Origin of the sequence: Microbacterium sp. NPDC056234 (assembly GCF_042267585.1) — a bacterium.
Lineage (GTDB): Bacteria > Actinomycetota > Actinomycetes > Actinomycetales > Microbacteriaceae > Microbacterium.
In genome coordinates this window covers 420,834-439,826 of the sequence record NZ_JBHJTE010000003.1, presented here as the reverse complement: position 1 = coordinate 439,826, position 18,993 = coordinate 420,834, and the positions used below count along the sequence as shown (strand labels likewise).

At 68.3% G+C, this 18,993-nt stretch carries 15 protein-coding genes; 5 read left to right on the top strand and 10 right to left on the bottom strand.

Annotation, left to right across the window (positions count from 1 at the left end; all coding sequences use genetic code 11):
• Positions 1 to 13 precede the first annotated feature (13 nt).
• Positions 14 to 775, bottom strand: a complete 762-nt coding sequence (locus ACFCYE_RS11420; protein ID WP_376178798.1) for a DeoR/GlpR family DNA-binding transcription regulator — start codon at positions 773 to 775, stop codon at positions 14 to 16.
• A gap of 80 nt (positions 776 to 855) precedes the next feature.
• Between ACFCYE_RS11420 and ACFCYE_RS11415 the strand changes: the two genes are divergently transcribed.
• Entirely contained in the window at positions 856 to 1,668 is an 813-nt protein-coding gene (locus ACFCYE_RS11415) for an SDR family NAD(P)-dependent oxidoreductase (protein WP_376178796.1), read from the top strand.
• A 70-nt stretch (positions 1,669 to 1,738) separates the two neighbouring features.
• Here ACFCYE_RS11415 and ACFCYE_RS11410 read toward each other — a convergent pair whose 3' ends face one another.
• Entirely contained in the window at positions 1,739 to 3,172 is a 1,434-nt protein-coding gene (locus ACFCYE_RS11410; protein ID WP_376178794.1) for an FGGY-family carbohydrate kinase, read from the bottom strand.
• Positions 3,169 to 4,236 carry an NAD(P)-dependent oxidoreductase gene (locus ACFCYE_RS11405; protein WP_376178792.1) on the bottom strand — a complete coding sequence of 356 codons (1,068 nt, stop codon included), beginning with the start codon at positions 4,234 to 4,236 and terminating at the stop codon, positions 3,169 to 3,171. Before ACFCYE_RS11405 ends, ACFCYE_RS11410 begins: the two co-directional genes overlap by 4 nt.
• Before the next feature lie 65 nt (positions 4,237 to 4,301).
• Between ACFCYE_RS11405 and ACFCYE_RS11400 the strand changes: the two genes are divergently transcribed.
• Positions 4,302 to 5,054: a DeoR/GlpR family DNA-binding transcription regulator gene (locus ACFCYE_RS11400; RefSeq protein ID WP_376178790.1), complete on the top strand. Its 753-nt coding sequence runs from the start codon at positions 4,302 to 4,304 to the stop codon at positions 5,052 to 5,054.
• A 44-nt stretch (positions 5,055 to 5,098) separates the two neighbouring features.
• Here ACFCYE_RS11400 and ACFCYE_RS11395 read toward each other — a convergent pair whose 3' ends face one another.
• Positions 5,099 to 6,403, bottom strand: a complete 1,305-nt coding sequence (locus tag ACFCYE_RS11395) for an MFS transporter (protein ID WP_376178788.1) — start codon at positions 6,401 to 6,403, stop codon at positions 5,099 to 5,101.
• Positions 6,404 to 6,547: 144 nt separating this feature from the next.
• Positions 6,548 to 7,102 carry a TetR/AcrR family transcriptional regulator gene (locus ACFCYE_RS11390; RefSeq protein ID WP_376178786.1) on the bottom strand — a complete coding sequence of 185 codons (555 nt, stop codon included), beginning with the start codon at positions 7,100 to 7,102 and terminating at the stop codon, positions 6,548 to 6,550.
• A gap of 63 nt (positions 7,103 to 7,165) precedes the next feature.
• Between ACFCYE_RS11390 and ACFCYE_RS11385 the strand changes: the two genes are divergently transcribed.
• Positions 7,166 to 8,536, top strand: a complete 1,371-nt coding sequence (locus ACFCYE_RS11385; protein ID WP_376178784.1) for a carotenoid oxygenase family protein — start codon at positions 7,166 to 7,168, stop codon at positions 8,534 to 8,536.
• Between the two features lie 10 nt (positions 8,537 to 8,546).
• Here the strand turns inward: ACFCYE_RS11385 and ACFCYE_RS11380 are convergent, their stop codons facing one another.
• From ACFCYE_RS11380 to ACFCYE_RS11370, 3 genes are all read right to left on the bottom strand, one after another.
• Positions 8,547 to 9,377 (bottom strand): alpha/beta hydrolase, encoded by an 831-nt coding sequence (locus ACFCYE_RS11380; protein ID WP_376178783.1) that lies wholly within the window; start codon positions 9,375 to 9,377, stop codon positions 8,547 to 8,549.
• A gap of 69 nt (positions 9,378 to 9,446) precedes the next feature.
• The gene (rhaI, locus tag ACFCYE_RS11375; protein ID WP_376178781.1) at positions 9,447 to 10,610 is read right to left on the bottom strand and encodes an L-rhamnose isomerase; all 1,164 of its coding nucleotides are present in this window, start codon (positions 10,608 to 10,610) and stop codon (positions 9,447 to 9,449) included.
• Positions 10,611 to 10,612: 2 nt separating this feature from the next.
• Positions 10,613 to 10,981, bottom strand: a complete 369-nt coding sequence (locus ACFCYE_RS11370; protein WP_376178780.1) for an L-rhamnose mutarotase — start codon at positions 10,979 to 10,981, stop codon at positions 10,613 to 10,615.
• 162 nt (positions 10,982 to 11,143) lie between these two features.
• On the opposite strand from ACFCYE_RS11370, the gene ACFCYE_RS11365 reads away from it, so the two are divergent.
• Together ACFCYE_RS11365 and ACFCYE_RS11360 are read left to right on the top strand one after the other, a co-directional pair.
• On the top strand, positions 11,144 to 16,225 hold the full coding sequence (locus ACFCYE_RS11365; protein WP_376178778.1) for a lamin tail domain-containing protein: 5,082 nt from the start codon (positions 11,144 to 11,146) through the stop codon (positions 16,223 to 16,225).
• 39 nt (positions 16,226 to 16,264) lie between these two features.
• On the top strand, positions 16,265 to 17,047 hold the full coding sequence (locus ACFCYE_RS11360) for a nucleotidyltransferase domain-containing protein (protein WP_376178776.1): 783 nt from the start codon (positions 16,265 to 16,267) through the stop codon (positions 17,045 to 17,047).
• Here the strand turns inward: ACFCYE_RS11360 and ACFCYE_RS11355 are convergent.
• Both ACFCYE_RS11355 and ACFCYE_RS11350 read right to left on the bottom strand, forming a co-directional pair.
• A complete protein-coding gene (locus ACFCYE_RS11355) occupies positions 17,044 to 17,955 on the bottom strand; it encodes a carbohydrate ABC transporter permease (RefSeq protein ID WP_376178775.1) in 912 nt (303 codons plus the stop codon). The genes ACFCYE_RS11360 and ACFCYE_RS11355 overlap by 4 nt on opposite strands.
• The gene (locus ACFCYE_RS11350; RefSeq protein WP_376178773.1) at positions 17,952 to 18,848 is read right to left on the bottom strand and encodes a carbohydrate ABC transporter permease; all 897 of its coding nucleotides are present in this window, start codon (positions 18,846 to 18,848) and stop codon (positions 17,952 to 17,954) included. The genes ACFCYE_RS11355 and ACFCYE_RS11350 overlap by 4 nt, the downstream gene beginning before the upstream one ends.
• Positions 18,849 to 18,993 lie beyond the last annotated feature (145 nt).

Sequence of the window (18,993 nt, the reverse complement as noted above, 5' to 3'; positions counted from 1 at the left end):
CGGTCCGTGGTCTTCAGCGCAGCTCGACCAGTTCGCGATACGCGTCCAAGCGGGTGTCGGCGGGGTCGAGCTCTGTGATCAGCACGCTGACCGAGCTCCACGAGAAGCAGCGCGCGACATCGTGCTGATCGAGCTTGGTCGAATCCGCCAGCAGCACGGTCTCGCCCGCGGCCTTGGCGAACTCGTGCTTGACCTGCACCTCGGCGAGTGAGACCTCGCTCGAGCCGTGGGCGGCATCCACAGCGCTGGCCGATGTGAAGAAACGGCGGTACAGCAGAGCGGATGCGGCCGTGCAGGCCAGGGGGCCGACGAAGCTGCCGGTGAGGGCCTCCGGCTCGCCGCCGATCAGCACGGTCGCCGCACCCCCGCCCTGGCGTGCGGCGAGGAAGTTCTCGTAGGAGTTGCTGACGATCGTCAGGCCTTCCTTCCCGCCGATCATGCCGGCGAGCTTTCCCACCGTGGTCGAGGCGTCCAGGGCGATCGCGCCACTGGCGGGGACGAGAGCCGTGGCCTTCGTGGCGATGATCGACTTGGCCCGTGACCGCGAGGCGCTGCGCTCGCTGAACGAGCGGGGTCCCAGCGGCGGCATCGCACCGCCGCGGACCCGGCGCAGCAGGCCATCGGCCTCCATGTCGAGGAGGTCCCGTCGGATCGTCATCGCGGATACCGCGAGCTCGGTCGCGGCCTGATCGAGGCGGATGACGCCGTCGCGCGTGAGCATGAGGCCGAGCTGGTCCCTGCGGGATTCGGCATCCAGGGTTCCGGTCGTCGCCATCCCTGCCCTCCTCGGGGTAAGTGGGTGTGAAGTCAATGATAGTTCTCACACGATCTCACACGGTGAGGTACGCTCCTGATATGTCTCACACGTTCGAACAAGATCTGACAAACCGTGTCGCGGTCGTCACCGGTGGTGCTCGCGGACTCGGATACGCGATGGCGCAGGCGCTGGCCGGCCACGGAGCCGCAGTCGTGCTGCTGGACCGCCTCGACGCCGTCGTCGACTCGGCAGCCGCACTGGCGGCCGAGACCGGCGTGCAGACCGCCGGCATCACGGTCGACGTCACCGATGAAGCATCCGTCGTCGCCGCCTTCGATGCGATCGGCGAGCGCTTCGGCACGGCCGACGTCCTCATCAACGCCGCCGGCATCACGCTGGACTCGCCAGCCATCGAGACCTCGGTGGAGGCCTGGAACCGGCTGATGGGCGTGAACCTGACCGGCACGTTCATCGTGAACCGGGAGTTCGCGCGCCGCTACACCGCCGCGCACCCGGCGGAGCCGGCCGCCGCACTGGCGACCACGCACAAGGCGAGCATCATCAACGTGTCGTCGATGTCGGCGTTCGCCGTGAACATCCCGCAGACGCAGGCGGCCTACAACACCTCCAAGGCCGCGGTGTCGATGCTCACCAAGAGCTTCGCGGTCGAGTGGCTGCCGCTGGGCATCCGCGTCAACGCGATCGCTCCCGGGTACTTCGCCAGCGATATGACCCGTGACTTCGTCGCGGAGAACCCCGAGATGGCGGCGGACTGGGTCAGCCGCATCCCCGCGGGGCGCATGGGGCAGCCGGAGGAGCTCGGCGATCTGATCGTCTACCTGGCCGGCGACCGGTCCGACTACGTGGTCGGCCAGAGCATCGTCATCGACGGCGGGTACACGATCGTCTGACCTCGGAATACGAGTGTGCGGATGCCGGTGAAGAACCGGCATCCGCACAGTCGTTTGTGCGCCTGAGATGTCAGCGCGAGGTGTTCAGCGCCGTGAGCTCGCGATACCGCTCGAGCTTGGCCACGTACGCGGCGTGCCGATCGGCATCCGGGGCGTACTCGGCCTCGATACCCGCCGACAGCGCGCGCAGCGATTCGACCGAGGCATGCACCCCGACCGCGAGCCCGGCCAGGTACGACGCGCCTTGAGCCGCGCCGTGTCCGCTGGCCGGGCGCTGGACCGGGATGCCGAGGGCGTCGGACTTGATCTGCAGCCACGCCGGCGACGTCGAACCGCCGCCCGTGCCCAGCATCCGGTCGATGGTGTAGCCGTGAGCGCGCAGGGACTGGACGTCGGTCGCCAGCGCGAGCGCGTTGCCCTCCATGACCGCGAGCATCAGCTCGGTGCCGTCCGTGGCCAGGTCGATACCGTCGATGATGCCGCGGGCGTTCATGTTCCAGCTCGGGGTGCGCTCGCCGGCGAGGCTCGGGACCATGGTCAGCCTCGACGGGCGACTGCGCGCAAGGATCGCGTCGGAGTCACGCAGATCGGCGGTCGAGTCCAACCCGTTCATCCAGTCGACGGTCGCACCGGCGGTCACCTGAGCCGTGATCAGCAGGTCCACACCCTCCACGGCATGGCGGGCGTGGATGAAACCGGGCACGCTCACGCCGGCGGGGGCCGCGAGGATCGTGACGCTGGAGAATCCGGTCATCTCCACCAGCGGATCGCCGACCGCGAGAGTGCCGGCTTCCAGCGCCGAACCCACCGAGTCGATGCCACCGGCGACCACCGGCGTCCCCGCCGGCAGGCCGGTCGCCTGCGCGGCATCCACGGTCACGGTGCCGACGATCGCCGCCGCACGCACGATCGGGGGCAGCAGATGGAGCCCGAGGTCTGCCGACATCAACTGCTCGTCGAACGCGTCGGATGTCTCGTCGAATCCCTGCATCAGGGAGGCGGAGGTGTCATCCAGCGTGGCGACGCCGGTGAGACGCTGCACGATGAAGCCGTTGGCGGAGAGCACATGAGCAGTGCGAGCCGCGATGGACGGGCGCTCGGCGAGCAGCCAGGGCAGCTTCGCGGTTCCGAAGAACGGGTCGGCGCCGTTGCGGCTCTCCGGGACGATCTCACCGATGCGGCGTGCCTCCGCGATCGCGCGGCGATCGAGCCAGGTCAGCGCGGGGCCGGTGGTGGAGCCCGCGGCGTCCACGGGCACCAGGGTGGGGGCCTGGCTGGTCACGGCGACGGCTGCGACCTTCGCGTCGCGGACGACCGTCGGGGTGATGGCGGACACAGCGGCCCACCAGGCCTCGGCATCCTGTTCCGCACCGCCGGCGAGATCGGTCATGGTGGGGTAGCGCGTCGACGCCTCGGCCACCAGGCGCCCGTCGAGGTCGGTCGCGACGACCTTGACGGAACTGGTGCCGACATCGATGCCGACGACGACGTTCTGCCTGCTCATCGTGCTGCGATCTCCTGTCCTACCGTGTTCAGCGGGTGCAGCGGTGCCGCGCCGTCGATGTGACGGGCGACCTCCTCAGCAACACCGGCCGCAGCGCGGATCGCGGTCTGACGGCTCGCCCCCGCGATGTGCGGGGTCATCACGATGTTCGCACCCTCGGCCAGCAGCGTGAAGAGGCGGTGACCGAAATCGACCGGCTCGGTGGGGAACACGTCGAACGCGGCACCGGCCAGGTGGCGGGAGTCGACGGCATCCGCGACGGCGTCGTAGTCGACCAGGCCGCCCCGCGCGGCGTTCACGAGGAATCCGCCGGACGGCATCATGGCCAGACGCTCGGCGGACACGGCGTGCCGGGTCTCGGGGGTCAACCGCGCGTGGACGCTGATGAGATTCGAACGGCGGAACAGCTCGTCGATGTCGTCGATGCGCGTGATGATGCCGTCCAGTCGACCGGCCGGAAGATAGGGGTCGAAGACGAGGACCTCGGCGCCCATGGCGTGCAGCACCGTCGCGACGTGGCCGCCGACGGCTCCGGCGCCGAGGAGTCCGACCGTCGAGCCGGCGATCTCCATGCCGACCTCGTCGGCCCGATAGAACTCGCCATGCCATTCATGAGCGGCCAGCGTCTGATGCGTCTGGGGGATGCGGCGGGTGACGGCCAGGATGAGGCCGAGCGTCATCTCCGCCGTGGCGATTCCGTTGCGCCCTGGAACGTTCACGACCTGGATGCCGAATCGCGTGGCCGCATCGACGTTGACGTTCGTCGGTCCACCGCGGGATACCCCGATGATCCGCAGGTCGGGACTTTCACGCAGCACGCGCTCGGTGAGCGGGGCGAGCTGCGTGACGATGGCCTGCTTGCCGGCCAGCGCGGCGATGAGCGAGTCCTCGTCGCCGGAGGCCTCGTCGACCTCGCCGACGGCACCGAACGGTGCGTCGGGCCATTCGAACTCCAACTCCTCCACGGCGACCCGGTCGCCCAGTCGATCCTCGAGCTCGCTGCGGAAGAGCCCGGCGCGGATGAAGCGGTCGCCTGCGGCGAGAACACGGAACGGTGCGGTCATTGGGGGAAATCCCTTCGTGGGGGTGTGCGGGCGGCGGGTGCGCCCGGCGAATCTAGGATGAAGAGGTGAAGAGTCTTGCTGCGGAGGAGCGCATCGCCTGGCTGCTCACCGAGTTGCGTGCCGTCGGATCTGTGAGCCTGGCCTCGGCATCCGAACGTCTCGGTGTCAGCGAGATGACCATCCGACGCGACCTGCGTGCCATCGAAGACGACGGCCAGGCCCGCCGGGTGCGCGGCGGGGCGGTGTTCGTCGGGCCGGTCAGCTTCACAGGCCGCGACCGCAGCCACGGCGAGCAGAAGCAGGCGATCGCGGCGAAGCTGCTGGACCTGGTCCCGTCGTCCGGGGTGATCGCGCTGGATTCGTCGACGACCATGTATCGGCTGGCCACTCTGATGCCCTCGGCATCCGATCTGACGATCGTGACCAACAGCATGCTCACGTTGCAGGTGCTGCAGGACAAGCCCGGCATCACGGCGCTGCTCACGGGCGGACGCTTCGACCGGCGCAGCGATTCGCTCGTCGGAACCATGGCGACATCGAACATCGCGGACTTCACGTTCGTACGCTTCTTCGCTTCGGCATCGACGATCGACGAGCCGTCCGGCTGCTTCGAGGCGACCATCGAGGAGGCGGAGATCAAGCGCGCGTTCGCTCGCTCGGCGGAGCAGGTCATCGTCGGCGTCGACACAGCGAAGCTCGATCGCCGGGCTGCGGCGGCGTCGGTGCGGCACGGCCAGATCGGCGTGCTCGCGACCGAGGTGGACCCGGAGGACGAGAGGCTGCGGGCGTACCGCGAGGCGGTGCCGGTCCTCATCTGACCGGCACCGCGCGCAGTGCTCGACAACCCTCTCATCACGTCGGATCAGGCCGCAGCGTCGGCCCTGGTGCGCTCGGCATCGACGGCTTCGAGCTCTGAGGTCAGAGCCGACTGGTCGACCTTCATCTTGAAGCTGAGCGCGAAGCCCAGCAGGTAGATCGCGGCGAGCACGATGACGGTTCCGGCTGTGCCCAGCCAGCCCCAGCAGATCGTGACGATCAGCGACCCGACGAACTGCGACAGGCCGGCGGAGAGGTTCAGAAGAGCGACGGCTCCGCCGCGATGGTTGGGTTCGAGCGCGGGCATCAGCGCCGACAGCGGCACATACGCCGCGATCGCGATGCCGAAGAGCACGACAGCGGCGCCGGTGAGCCAGGCATTCGGGCCGAATGTCGCGGGCAGGAAGTAAAGCAGCAGGGTGGACACGGCCATGCCGATGCTGCCGAACCAGCGCACGGTTCTGACCCAGCCGATCCGGTCGCCGAGAACGCCCCACATCAGGTTCGTGAAGACGGTGACGAGGTATACCAGGCCCCACAACTGAAGCCAGGTCTCCTGGCTGAATCCGATGTCGCGCACGAACACGATCGGCATCATCACGATGAAGGCGTAGAGCGAGATCTGGTTGATGATCCGCTGCGTCATGCCGTAGGCGAGCTGCACGTTCTTGAACGGCAGCGCGATGGTGTGCGCCAGCGTCCGGCCGAGTCCGGCGAGCGTGCGCGGCCCCTCGATGTCGGGACCCTTGCCGCTGACCAGGAACCCGGCGAGGATGCCGCCGATCGCGATGAAGATGATCGATCCCCACATCGTGATGACCGGTCCGATGGCGGGGATCAGGTAGCTGGGGAGGTAGGAGCCGAAGACGCCGACGCCGATCGAATAGGCGGCCCAGAACCAGCCCATCGCCGAGGAGAGCTTGTTCTGCGGGGCGGCGTACGAGATCCACACGACGAATCCGTAGACGAACAGCGGGTACGCGATCGCGCGGATCGCGTACATCAGCATCATCATGGCGAAGTTGTGCGACATGACGCCGAACGCCATGAACCCGGCATGGAAGACGATCCACATGATCGTCGCGGCGACCATCACGCGTTTCGGGCCGAAGTACTCCGCGAGGACACCGGAGGCGAAGGCGGCGATCGCCACGACCAGTCCGTAGACGGTGAACAGGCTCGAGACCTCGCCGGTGGAGAAACCCTGCTCGGTGACGAGGAAATCGGAGAGGAAGGCCTGTTCGAGGCCATCGCCCGTCATGAAGAAGGCGATCGCGACGTAGCCCCAGATCAGGGCGGGGGCGAGCCCGAAGAAACTGCGCTGCGGCGATGGGGCGACTGTGGCCATCATGTGGATGAACTCCTGTGTTTCCGACGTGGCGCGCGGGAAGGAATCACCGAGCGCTGTGACAGTCTGTCATAGTTTGTCAGATCATGATAATTCTGTCGGGCGCGACGGAACACCCCTGCCGTGTCTGTCAGGGGTGATGCGGCGTCAGCGCAGTGCAGCGATGGCCCGCAGGCCGGCGACGACATCATCCGCGATGGGGGCGCGGTCCGGGTCGACCAGGTGCTGGATCATGACGCCCGTGACGAGCGCGAACTGGATCGCCCCGGCGGCTCGCCCCGCGTCGCCGCCTGCGGAGGTGAACGTCTCACCGAAGCCGACGCGCCCGCGCTCCTGCGTGTCCGCGAGTCGCTCGCGCAGTTCGTCGTCGTGCAGAGTCTGGGTGAGGATCTCGAGATTGGCCTTCCAGAGGGCCCGATCGCGGCGGAAGGAGTCGATCATTCCCGCCCAGAACGTGCGCAGGCGCTCTTCGGCGCCTGCGGCATCGGCTCCGCCGCCGACCGGGATCATCTTCTCGGCCAGGTCGCCGGACAGCTCGACCATCGCCTGGAGCAGGAGCTTGTCCTTCGTTCCGTAGTGGTAGCCGATGGATCCGAGATTCGTGTTCGAGGCCTCGACGATGTCGCGGGCGGTCGTCCGGCTGTAGCCGCGCTCGATCAGGCAGCGCTTGGCGCCTTCGAGGAGGTCCTCCCGGTGTCCCATGCTCCCGATCCTATGCGACTCTCTCACCATTTATACAAACGTATGATACGTTCGTATAAATCAATGAAAGGAGCCACCGTGCGGCTCGAGCGATACACCCGCGGCAACTTCGCCCCGGTGACCGAAGAGATCACCGCCTTCGATCTGCCCGTCACCGGCAAGCTCCCTGACGACCTGGACGGGCGCTACCTGCGCATCGGACCCAACCCGCTCGGACTCGAGGATGCTTCGGCTCACATCTGGACTCTCGGCGAGGGCATGGTGCATGGCGTCCGCCTTCGTGACGGCCGTGCGGAGTGGTACCGGAACCGGTGGGTGCGTTCGGCATCCGTGGCGGACCGTCTGGGTGAGCCGCGTCGCGGGCGACCGGTCGACGAGCGGTTCGACTTCGCGCCGAATGTGCAGGTCGCCGGGCACGGCGGACGCTTCTACGCCCTCATCGAGGGCGGGCTCGCACCCTACGAGCTGACGGGTGAACTCGACACCGTCGGTGCATGCGATCTGGGCGCGACCCCGGAGGGCTTCAACGCCAACGCGCACACGAAGTACGATCACCGCACCGGCGAGATGCACTCGCTGGCTTTCCAGTACGGCGTCGACGTCATCCAGCACATCGTCTTCCATCCGGGCGGGGGTGTTCAGCGAACGACGAACATCCCGGCCCCTCAACTCCCGTATCTGCACGACTTCGGACTCACTGACAACTTCGTGCTCATCTACGCCTCGCCGATCGTGTTCAACCCCGAGCTGTTCGCCACCGGCGTGCCGTTCGGGTGGAACGACGACGCGCCCACGCAGCTCGGCGTCATGCCGCGCTCAGGCGGAACGGTGCGGTGGATGGACCTGCCGCCCGGCATGGTGGGGCACACCCTCAACGCCTACGAGGAGGCCGGCCGAATCGTCGCCGACGTGATCGTCCATCTGGGCAGGTTCAGCCTTCTCGACATCGGAGCCGGTCGCCCGATCCTGGAGCGCTGGACGGTCGACCTTGCGGCGGGGAAGGTGCGCACCGAGCTGCTGCACGATCGGCCGCAGGACTTCCCGAGGCTGAACGGTCGGTATGCGGGCCGCTCGTATCGCTACGGCTACTCCGCCGCCACCGAGCTGTACGCGCCGACCAGCCGGACCGAACCGGACCGGCCGGATGAGGGATTCTCGAACGCCGTGCTCAAGCACGATCTGGTCAGCGGCACGACCGAGGCGCACGAGTTCGGGCGCGACGCCGCGGTCGGCGAGACGGTCTTCGTCCCAGCTGCGAATGCGAAGAGCGAGGACGACGGGTACAACCTGCTCTACGTCCACGACCCCGAACGCGGCGCGGCCGATCTCGTCGTGCTCGCCGCCCATGATTTCGCCGGCGAGCCGCTCGCACGCGTCCATCTCCCGGCGCGCGTTCCGCTCGGCCTCCACGGCAACTGGATCCCCGAGCACTGAGGGGCAGCGGCTACGCCACCAACGCGGCCAGTCTGGCGGCGAACCGCTCGATCGTGCGGGTCGCCGCCGGCTCGTCCGGTCGATTGAGGTGGCCGTGCCGGGTGCCGGGCTCGGTGAGGACCTCGACGTCGCGGCCGGCCTCGGCGAGCGTCGCGGCGAAGTGCTCGCCTGAGACGCGCAGCTCGTCGACGTCCCCGTTGACGATGAACGTCGGCGGATACTGCGCCAGGTCGGATGCCGTGGCGCTTCCGGGTACAGCAGGCAACGGCGCATCGTCGACGGACCCGCCGAGGTAGTTCTCGTACATCCTCAGGACGGATGCCGGCCCGAACCGGTCTGCATCGGGGTCGGCGTCCAGGGCGGCGCGCAGCTCGGCATCCGGAGCGGGCTGGACCGCGAGCAGGGTCGGGTAGGCGAGCACGGCGAGTGCCGGGGCCTCGTCGGTTCCGGCGAGCCGGAGCGCGGCCCCGGCCGCCAGGTTGCCACCGGCGCTGGTTCCGCCGATCGCGAGGGCGGACGGCGAGATGCCGAGCTCGTCCGCGTGGGCGAGCGTCCACCGCCAGGCCGACACCATGTCGTCGGACCCTGCCGGATAGACGTGCCCCGGCTCTGCCGTCACTCCGGGATGGAAACCCTCGGGTTTCGGCGCGAGTCGGTAGTCGACCGACACGACCGTCGTCCCGCGGGCGGCGAGCTGACGGGCCACCCAGTCGGACTCCGGCATGTCGATGTCGCCGAACAGGAAGCCGCCTCCGTGGGCCCAGACGAGTCCTGTGCCGTTCGGCGTCTCGGGCGGGTAGACGCGTACGAGTCCATCGGCGGCGGCATAGGGCGTGGTCATTCGTGTCCTCTCACGGTGAACGCCGGGGGCGCGGAGATCGGCATCCCGCGCCCCCGGCGAGTCTGTGGGTCAGGCGCCCCAGCCGGCCTGGACGCCGCCGACGCGCTCTTCGGCGATCTTCTGCTGGTAGCCGGATGCCGCGTACGCCGCCATGGGGTCGGCGGCCAGGCCCCGGCTCTCGCGCCACTCTGCCAGAGCGGGGCGGACATCCGTGTAGAACGCGTCCATGAACACGGCGTTCGCGGCCAGCACGTCGCCCGACTTCTGGGCGGCGGTCAGAGCGTCACGGTCGACGAGCAGCGCGCGTGCCGTCATCTCCTGGACGTTGAGCACGGAGCGGATCTGGCCGGGGATCTTGTCCTCGACGTTGTGGCACTGGTCGAGCATGAACGCCACGTCCGGGTTGTTCAGACCGCCACCGCGGACGACCTCGAACAGGATGCGGAACAGCTGGAACGGGTCCGCCGCACCGACGATGAGGTCGTCGTCCGCGTAGAAGCGGGAGTTGAAGTCGAAGGAGCCGAGCTTGCCCAGGCGCAGCAGCTGCATGACGATGAACTCGATGTTCGTTCCCGGCGCGTGGTGGCCGGTGTCCAGGCAGACCATCGCCTTCTCGCCGAGGGCGCTGACCTGGGCGTAGGAGGTGCCCCAATCAGGGACGTCCGTGTGATAGAACGCGGGCTCGAAGAACTTGTACTCCAGCACGAGGCGCTGGTCGTCGTCGAGGCGCGCGTAGATCTGCTCGAGTGAGTCGTGCAGTCGGTCCTGGCGTCCGCGCATGTCCGCCTGGCCAGGGTAGTTCGAGCCCTCGGCGAGCCAGATCTTCAGATCGCGCGAGCCGGTCTCGTCCATGACGTCGATGCACGCGAGGTGGTGGTCGATCGCCTTCTGGCGCACCGCGGCATCCTCGTGCGTGAGCGCACCGAACTTGTAGTCGTCGTCCTGGAACGTGTTGGAGTTGATCGTGCCGAGCTCGACGCCGAGGTCCTCGGCGTGCTTGCGCAGGTCGGCGAAGTCGCACATGTCCCACGGGATGTGAAGCGCGACGGACGGGGCGAGCCGGGTGTAGGCGTTGACCTGCGCGGCATCCGCGATCTTCTCGAACGGATCGCGCGGGGTGCCGGGCGTGCCGAACACCTTGAATCGGGTGCCGGAGTTGCCGAACGCCCAGCTGGGCAGCTCGATGCCCTGCTGCTCGAGCGCGGCAAGGTTCTCTGTGGAGAGGGCGGACATGATCACTCGCTTTCTGCGGATTCGGATGCTGCGGCGGAGAGCTGATCCGCCAGATTGAAGACTTCGGTGAGCGGCGCGGCCGCCTGGTCGGGGCGGCCTTCGAGGCCGACGAAGAAGCGGGCCATCTCGGCCTCCCAGCGGCCGGCGATCTCGGACGAGGCGAGATACGCCTGCGCTGCCGCGTCGTCATCGGTCTCGTAGTAGCCGATGAGCGTGCCGCGCTCGCCGAGGAACAGCGAGTAGTTGCGCCGGCCGGATGCCGCGATCTCGGCGAGCATCTCCGGCCACACGGGGGAGTGGCGTGCCAGGTACTCGTCCAGCAGTTCGGGGCGGACCTGCAGCTGGAAGCAGACCCGGGTGGGGGAGGTCATCGTCGACATGCTCCTCGATCGGTGGATGAATCGTTTCAAGATTAGAGTGCGGTCGCCGATCGTGCAACATCGACGCGCTTCAGTCGCGAGCCACCTCCGGTTCACCCTCTGTTTCCCGCGGCAGGGGGAACGGTTCAGCCGTTCGCGATTCGCTGATCTCTCGTGACCCACCCCGCTTTCACCCGTCTTCGTGCTGCCCTCGCCGGCGCGGCCACCCTCGCCATCGCAGCGACCGGCGTCGGCATCGCCGCGCCCGCGGCCGCCGCCGAAGCGCTCCCCGAGCTCGTGATCACGGAGATCATGCCCGACAACGCGGGCACGCCATCCGATCAGGACTACTTCGAGTTCTTCGAGGTCTCCAACACCACCGACGCGCCGATCGACTTCGCGGACCACGCCCTGCGCTACAACACGGGCGCGTGGCTGACCGTGGTCGAACCGGGCACGGAGAACGCACTCGCCGATGTCACGATCCCCGCCCGGGGCTCCGCCGTGTTCTGGCTGCGGTACGCGGTCGGAACCGGAGACGCCGCCGTCGAGCAGTGGCAGCTCGCCGAGGCGGACTTCCGCACGCACTACGGCGACGCCGCATCCACCTACCCGCTGTTCCATGTGATCGGCCAGGGCGGATTCGCCAACTCCGGCGCGCGCGAATTCCGGCTGTTCCAGGGTGACCGATCGACGCTGGTCTCCGGTGTCGACTACGACCGGGCATCCGGCAGGGGCATGTCAGAGCAGTACACCGTGCCGGCGTCCGGCGCAGTGTCGTCCGATCGCGTCATGTCGGCTCCGACGCCCGGCCTCGTCGATCCGGCGCAGCTGGTGCGTCCTGGCGGAACGGAGGAGCCGAATCCAGAGGATCCGGTCGGCCCGGACCCGGATCGCCCCACCGATCCGGCGCTGACGGCCCCCCTGCTGCAGATCACCGAGCTCGCTCCTGACACCGCGAATGTGGACGGCGCCGACGCCTTCGAGTTCGTCGAGATCTTCAACGCCTCGGACGCGCCGGTCGACTTCAGCGACTACACGCTCAGCTACCTCTACACCGACAATGCGCTCACCACACCGGTCACGCTCAACGCGACCCTGTGGCCGGCGTCGCCGGACGACGTCGTGATCGCCGCCGGCGGCACCCTGGTGGCGTGGATCGTGAACCCGGCCGGTGTCGCGAGCGAACTCACCGTCGCCGACTTCAACGAGGCGTTCGGCACCGAGCTCGTGCTCGGCGAGGACATCGTCCAGCTCTTCAACGGCGGCATGGCGAACGGCGGGTCCCGCGGCATCCAGGTCGCCACCGACACCGGCCATGACGTGAGCCGCGCCTACTACTTCGACAACGACCAGACCACGGCCGACACGGCGATCCAGTACGGATGGAACCCTGGCGAGGGTGCGCACCTGTGGACGCCCGAGGCTCCGGACGGTGCCATCCAGACCATGATGGCGCTTGCGGCACCCACGCCCGGTTTCGTCAGCGCCGACCAGGTTCCGGCATCCTTCGTGGCGGCCCCGGCGGCTGGCACCGCACCTGCCATCGCGGATCTCACCGGCGGGTCGGACGTCCCGGACACCTCGGCTCTCGACCTCGGATTCACGATCACGGACGACGTGCTCGTCCGCTCGGTCACCCTCGAGTTGGTCGACGACCTCGGCGCGACCCAGCGACGCGACCTCACGGTCGAGGCCGCGGACCGGTATTCCTACTCCGTGCCGGCGGCCGACCTGTTCGGCAAGCGCTGGATCGAGTACACCGTCACGGCGAGCGACGGTCTGCAGCAGAGCGCGCTCGGACCTGTGCGCGTCGAGCTCGTCGACGGCGAGCCGGATCCGGTGCGGCTGAACCTGACCGACGGGCAGTTCGTCGCGGGCTCCGTGCGGGTCTCGGCGACGGGCGATGACGTCCGGCTCGAGATCGACGGCACCGAGGTCGACGACGCCGTCGCGTCGCTCGAGACCGGCCCCGTCTTCGCGTTCGAGGCGACCAACACCGACGCCTTCTTCCGCAACGGCGTCAAGCTCGGCGACGAGGTGCTGCGCATCTTCGACGAGGGCTTCTATGCCCGCATCGTCACCGTCGACGCGGCGGTCCCGGTCGAGCGCGTCGCGCCGGGGGAACAGGTCACGCTGTCGATCACTGCCGGAACCAAGGCGTGGCCGAACGCCGACGTCAACGAGAACAACGACGACTTCGCGGCCCAGAATCTGCGCCTGGCTCTGCCGGACGGCCGGGTGCTGCGGCCGGATCGCTGTGCGACGACGAAGGAGGAGGGCGGGCAGGTCACCGCGCCCGCGTTCACGGACTGCCCCGCCCCGTCCGATCGGATCGCCTTCAGCGACGCGACGCTGGTGTCGTTCCTCGCGACGTTCACGATTCCGGATGACGCGTTCACGTCCGTGTCGACCGTGTGGGACACGACGTCGGTCGAGGACGGCGATCACGCCATCACCGCCCGCGCGGGTGCAGACGAGGCGACCAGGACCGTGATCGTCGACAACACCGCGCCGGTCATCGAACCGACGGTCGTCGACGGCGAGAAGTACCGGGGGCACCTCGTCGTGGACGCCGCGGCGACGGACGCCGGATCCGGTGTCACGGAGATCTCGGGGGTGCTGGACGGTGTTCCGATCGCCCTGCCGCTCGCGACGTCCTCGCTCGCGCTCGCGCCGGGTGCGCACATCGCCGAGTTCACCGCCGCGGATGCCGTCGGCAACGCGGCGACCACCTCGGTCGCGTTCGAGACGGCCGACGAGCAGCCGGCGATCCGCCTCGACGGTCCCGCCGACGGTGAGATCCTCGAGGGCGACACCGCCGAACTCATCGCCACCCCGGCGTCTGCCGAGGACGACGCGCTCGATGTGAGCTTCCGTGTCGGACAGGGGTACGCCCCCGGTGACGACGGTCTTACCATCAGCCGCGGGATCGTCTCCGATTCGCAGGCGACGGACCGCAGCGCCGGCGAGGCTCTGGGCGAGGCGGATCTCGCCGCGCTTCTGGGAACCGACGGTGTGAGCGTCGAGACCACCGCGGCGACCGGTCTGCCGTACCAGCTGTACACGATGGCGGTGTCGGAAGAGGTCGGCGCCGGCGCGCTCGCGCGCGTCGACTGGCGCGGCAGCGCGAACGCCGGCGCGAAGGTGATCCTCTACGTCCGCACGGTCGACGGCGCCTGGGAGCAGGTCGCCCAGCACATGACGACGGCGGAGGCGCCCGAATTCACGCTCGAAGCGCTGGTCCCGGTCGACGGGCACGTCGTGGACGGCGTGCTGACCGCCCTCGTCCAGCACTCGGACGGGTTCTCCGCCGATGACCTGTCGCCGCGGGCGAACGAAGCGGCGCCGTACCACCCGGAGGCCACGCCCCGCGACGCCTACGACTTCACGATCGCCATCGAGAGCGACACCCAGTACTACAACGAGACCGACGACTACTATCCGCACCAGCTCGCGATCCACGAGTTCCTGCTGGAACAGCGGGAGAACCTCAACCTGCAGTACATGATCCACAACGGCGACATCGTGAACGTCCACACCGATGCCCGCCAGTGGGACAACGCGAACGCGGCGTACACGATGCTCGACGAGGCGGGTCTGCCGTACGGGGTGCTGGCGGGAAACCACGATGTCGGCGGTCACGCCGCGGACTACACCCAGTACTCCCAGCACTTCGGTGAGGAGCGGTACGCGGGCAACCCCTGGTACGGCGAGTCGTACAAGGACAACCGTGGACATTACGACCTCGTATCGGCCGGCGGCATCGACTTCCTGATGATCTACATGGGCTGGCCGACGCCGAACGATGTGACGGACAACAGCGAGGACATCGCCTGGCTGAACGAGGTGATCCAGCGCTACCCCGAGCGCAAGGTCTGGATCAACCTGCACGAGTACATGCTCACCACCGGCGGACTCGGGCCCTTCCCGCAGCGCGTGTTCGACGAGGTCGTGACACCCAACGCCAACGTCTTCGCGGTGAGCTCGGGGCACTACCACGACGCCTACACGCGCACCGACGAGATCGACGACGACGGCGACGGAGTCGCCGATCGCACGGTGTACTCGATGCTCTTCGACTACCAGGGCCTGCCGGAGGGCGGCCTGGGATACCTGCGCCTGGCGCACTTCGACAATCAGGGCGAGCGCATCATCATCCGCACCTACTCGCCGTCGCTGGAGGACTTCGACTCCGACGAGCCGTCTCTGAACGACCCGGCGGGGATGCAGGAGTTCGAGATCCCGTACGCGGCCGCGGGCATCGTCCCCGGCGCGAAGACGCTGGCCGCCGACTCGTTCCGGGCCGAGATCCTCACCGCTCAGGAGATCGGCGCGCAAGCCGCAGTCGCCTCCGGAACGCAGACATCGGCCACGTGGAGCGGCCTGACCGAGGGCGAGCACGGCTGGTACGTCGTCGCCACCGGCCCGCACGGCGGGACCGAGTACTCCGAGGTGCGCACCTTCCGCACGGCTGCGGCCGGCGGGGGGACACCGGGTGAGCCGGGTGAGCCGGGTGAGCCGGGGGAGCCCGGAGAGGGTGATGCCGACGGCGATCCTGGCGAGCCAGGGGGCGGCGACACGGGAGCCGACCCGGGTGACGCCGACGCCGGTGGAACTCCGGGGGAGCCGGGCGGCGGAGATTCCGGCGGCGGGGAAGCCCCGGGAGAACCGGACGGCGGCACCGACGGCGGCCAGCCCGGTGGGGGCGACAGCTCCGGCGCGCCGGGCGGCGGCGGGGCCGACGCCGGTGCCGATGGTGCGGCCGCCGGTGGTTCCGACGGCGGTTCGGAGAGCGGCGCCGACGGTTCCGAAGGTGGTAGCGATGGCGGAGACCCCGAGGACCCCGCGGTTCAGCCGCACGGCACGGTGACGGCCGCGCCAGGATCGTCGCTCGTCCCCGGTGGGCGGATGCAGGTCGCGTTCACGGGTTTCCAGGCGGGCGAGCAGGTGCGGTTCGTTCTGCACTCCACCCCCATGCCGCTGGAGGAGACGCTCACCGTGGCGGCCGACGGCACGCTGGCAGGCATCCTCGACATCCCCGAGGATGCGGAGATCGGTGCGCACGAACTGGAAGCGATCGGCGCTTCGGGCCTGTCGGTGCTGTCCGAGCCGTTCACGATCGCGAACGCGCCGGCCGGCGGCACCCTGCCGATGACGGGCGTCGACGTGACGGTCGGTGTCGTGATCGGTGGGGTGCTGCTCGCGATGGGTGGTGTGCTCCTCGTCGGAATCCGGCGGCGTCGCATGCGCTGAGGCGGTGATCTGCGCGACCAGGCGCTACGGTGTGGCGTTATGGAGCAACAGCTGCGGGCGCTCGACGCCTACGTCGCGCAGGTCGCCGAGGACCCGGAGACGATCGGGGTCGTCGCCATCGGGTCGGTCGCACGCGGAACCGCGCGCGAGGATTCCGATGTCGACGTGTATCTCGTGGTCACGGCGGAGGCGTTCGCCAGGGCGACGGCCGAGGACCGCTGGGCCTGGGTGGACCGCCGCGGCCTGGACTATCCGGGGTCGTACATCGACGTGAAGCTCGCCGACCTCGCCTACCTGCGCACGGCCGTCGAGCGCGCCGACGATCCTACGCGTGCGTCGTTCGCCGGCGCGCGGGTGGTGCTCAGCCGGTCCGAGGAACTCGCGCCGCTCGTCGACGCGATCAGCACGCTCGGCGACGAGGTCTGGGCGGGCCGCATCCGCTCGCACGTCGCGCAGGCGCACCTGCACGGCGGGTACTTCCTGCGACAGGCGGCGGAGCACGGCGACCCGTTCCTGCTGCAGCACGCTTCGGTGCACCTCGCGCTCGCCGCAGCGAGGGCCGCGCTCGCGAGCGCCCATCGGCTGATGCCCGGACCCAAGTACATCCATCGGCTCGTGCGCGAGGTCCGCAGCCCCGACGGGTTCGTCGCGGCGTGGGATGCCGTGGTCGCCGACCCCGGCATCCGAACCGCGAACGCACTGATCGAGATCCTCGACGAGTGGCTCGGCCGGGATCAGTCCCGCGACGAGTCGTTGTCGGTGTTCATCCGCGACAACGAGCTCGCCTGGCTGCGGGGCACGATCCCGGCCGAGTACTTCTAACCCTTGACGGCTCCGCTGGTCATGCCGGCGACGATCTGACGCTGGAAGAAGATGTACATCACCAGCGGTGGCACCGTGATCAGCAGGATGTTCATGAACAGCAGGTTCCACTGGCTGAGGCTCTGACTCTGGAAGTTGTACAGCGTCAGCTGCACGGTGGCGTTCGCGTCTCCGGGCAGGAAGTACAGCGGCCCGGTGAAGTCGTTGAACACCGCGACCGACTGCACGACGATCACCGTCACCGCCACCGGCTTCAGCAACGGCATGACGACCTGGAAGAACAGCCGCAGCGGCCCCGCGCCGTCGATCACCGCCGCCTCATCCAGCTCGCGCGGGATGGTCGACACGAACGCTCGGAACAGCAGGATGCAGAAGCTCAGACCGAACGTCGCCTCGATGAGGATCATGCCGGGCATGGTCTTGAACAGGCCGATGCCCTGCAGCACCCAGATCGTCGGGACGACCGCAGGCGGGACGATGAGCCCGGCGAGGACGAAGATGTTGATGACCGCGTTCCACTTCGACTTCCGTCGCTGCAGGATGTAGCCGACCATCGCAGCGAACACGACCATGATCGCGACGCTCGCCACCGTGAGGACGGTGGAGTTGATGAACGCCGTCACGAGCATCCAGTCCCTCGCCTGCATCACCGTGACGATGTTCTCCCACAGGTACCAGCCCTGCGCCGGGAGGGAGAATTCGAAGAGCGACGCCTCCTGCGGGTTCTTCACCGCCGTGAGGAAGATGAACGCGAACGGGACGATGAACACGACGACCGACGCGATGATGGCGATGATGCCGATGACGTAGCGGGTGAAGAACAGCCGAGGCGTCATCGGACGCCGGTCGGATCGGGCGATCTTCGCCCTGGAGGAGCCTGCCGTGGTGAGGGTGCGGGTGAGCGTCATGATTCCACCTGCCTCTTGTTGAGGATGTACTGGATGGGCACGATGATCGCCGTCACCACGATGAACAGCACGACGTTACCGGCGGTGGACAGACCGTAGAAGCCGGCCTGGTACTGCTTGTAGATGACCGAGGCGATCACGTCGCTGGTGAATCCTGGTCCGCCCCTGGTCATCGCCCAGATGAGCTCGAATGACCGAAGACCGCCGATGAGCGACAGCAGGACGACCGTCGCCGTGGCGGGCTGCACCAGCGGCAGCGTGATGTTCTTGAACCGCTGCCAGGCGCTGGCGCCGTCGACCTTCGCTGCCTCGAAGTACTCCTGCGGGATGGCGACGAGACCGGCGATGAAGATCAGGGTCGCGATGCCGACGCCCTTCCAGACATCCACCAGTGCGACCGAGATGAGCGCCCACGCCGGGTCGGTGAGCCAGCCGGGTCCCTGGACGCCAATCTGGGCCAGGGTCTGGTTGATGAGCCCGTCGAACGGGTCCATCAGCACCTTGAAGGTGATGCCGATGCCGACGGTCGACACCAGAACAGGGAAGAAGATCGTCGACCGGAGGTAACCGCGGCCGAGGATGGAGCCGGTCAGCAGCAGGGCGAGGGCGAGACCGAAGACGACCTTGAGCGCGCTGGTGACGAACCCGTAGACGAACGTGTTGACGAAGCCCTGCACGAGCATGGGCTCGGTGAAGAAGGTGACGTAGTTGTCGAAGCCGATGAACTCGATGTCGAAGAGCGACCATCGGGTGAGGCTGAAGTAGAACGAAGCGAAGGTGGGGATGGCGAACAGGATGATGTAGAGCACCGCGGACGGGATGTAGAACCACGTCGGGTAGGAGCTCTTGATGCCTTTTCGCTTCCCAGGGGGTGCTGAAACAGCAGCGGTCATGGTGTCTCCGTCGAAGTCGATGGTGGTGGGGGGCCCCCCGGGGGGGCCCCCCCCGGGGGGAGAGGGGCGAACCCCCCCGCCAGGAAGCGCGGGCGGGGGGGGGGGTTGAACGAAAGGGCGTGGTTCGCCGCGCCCCACGCGGCGC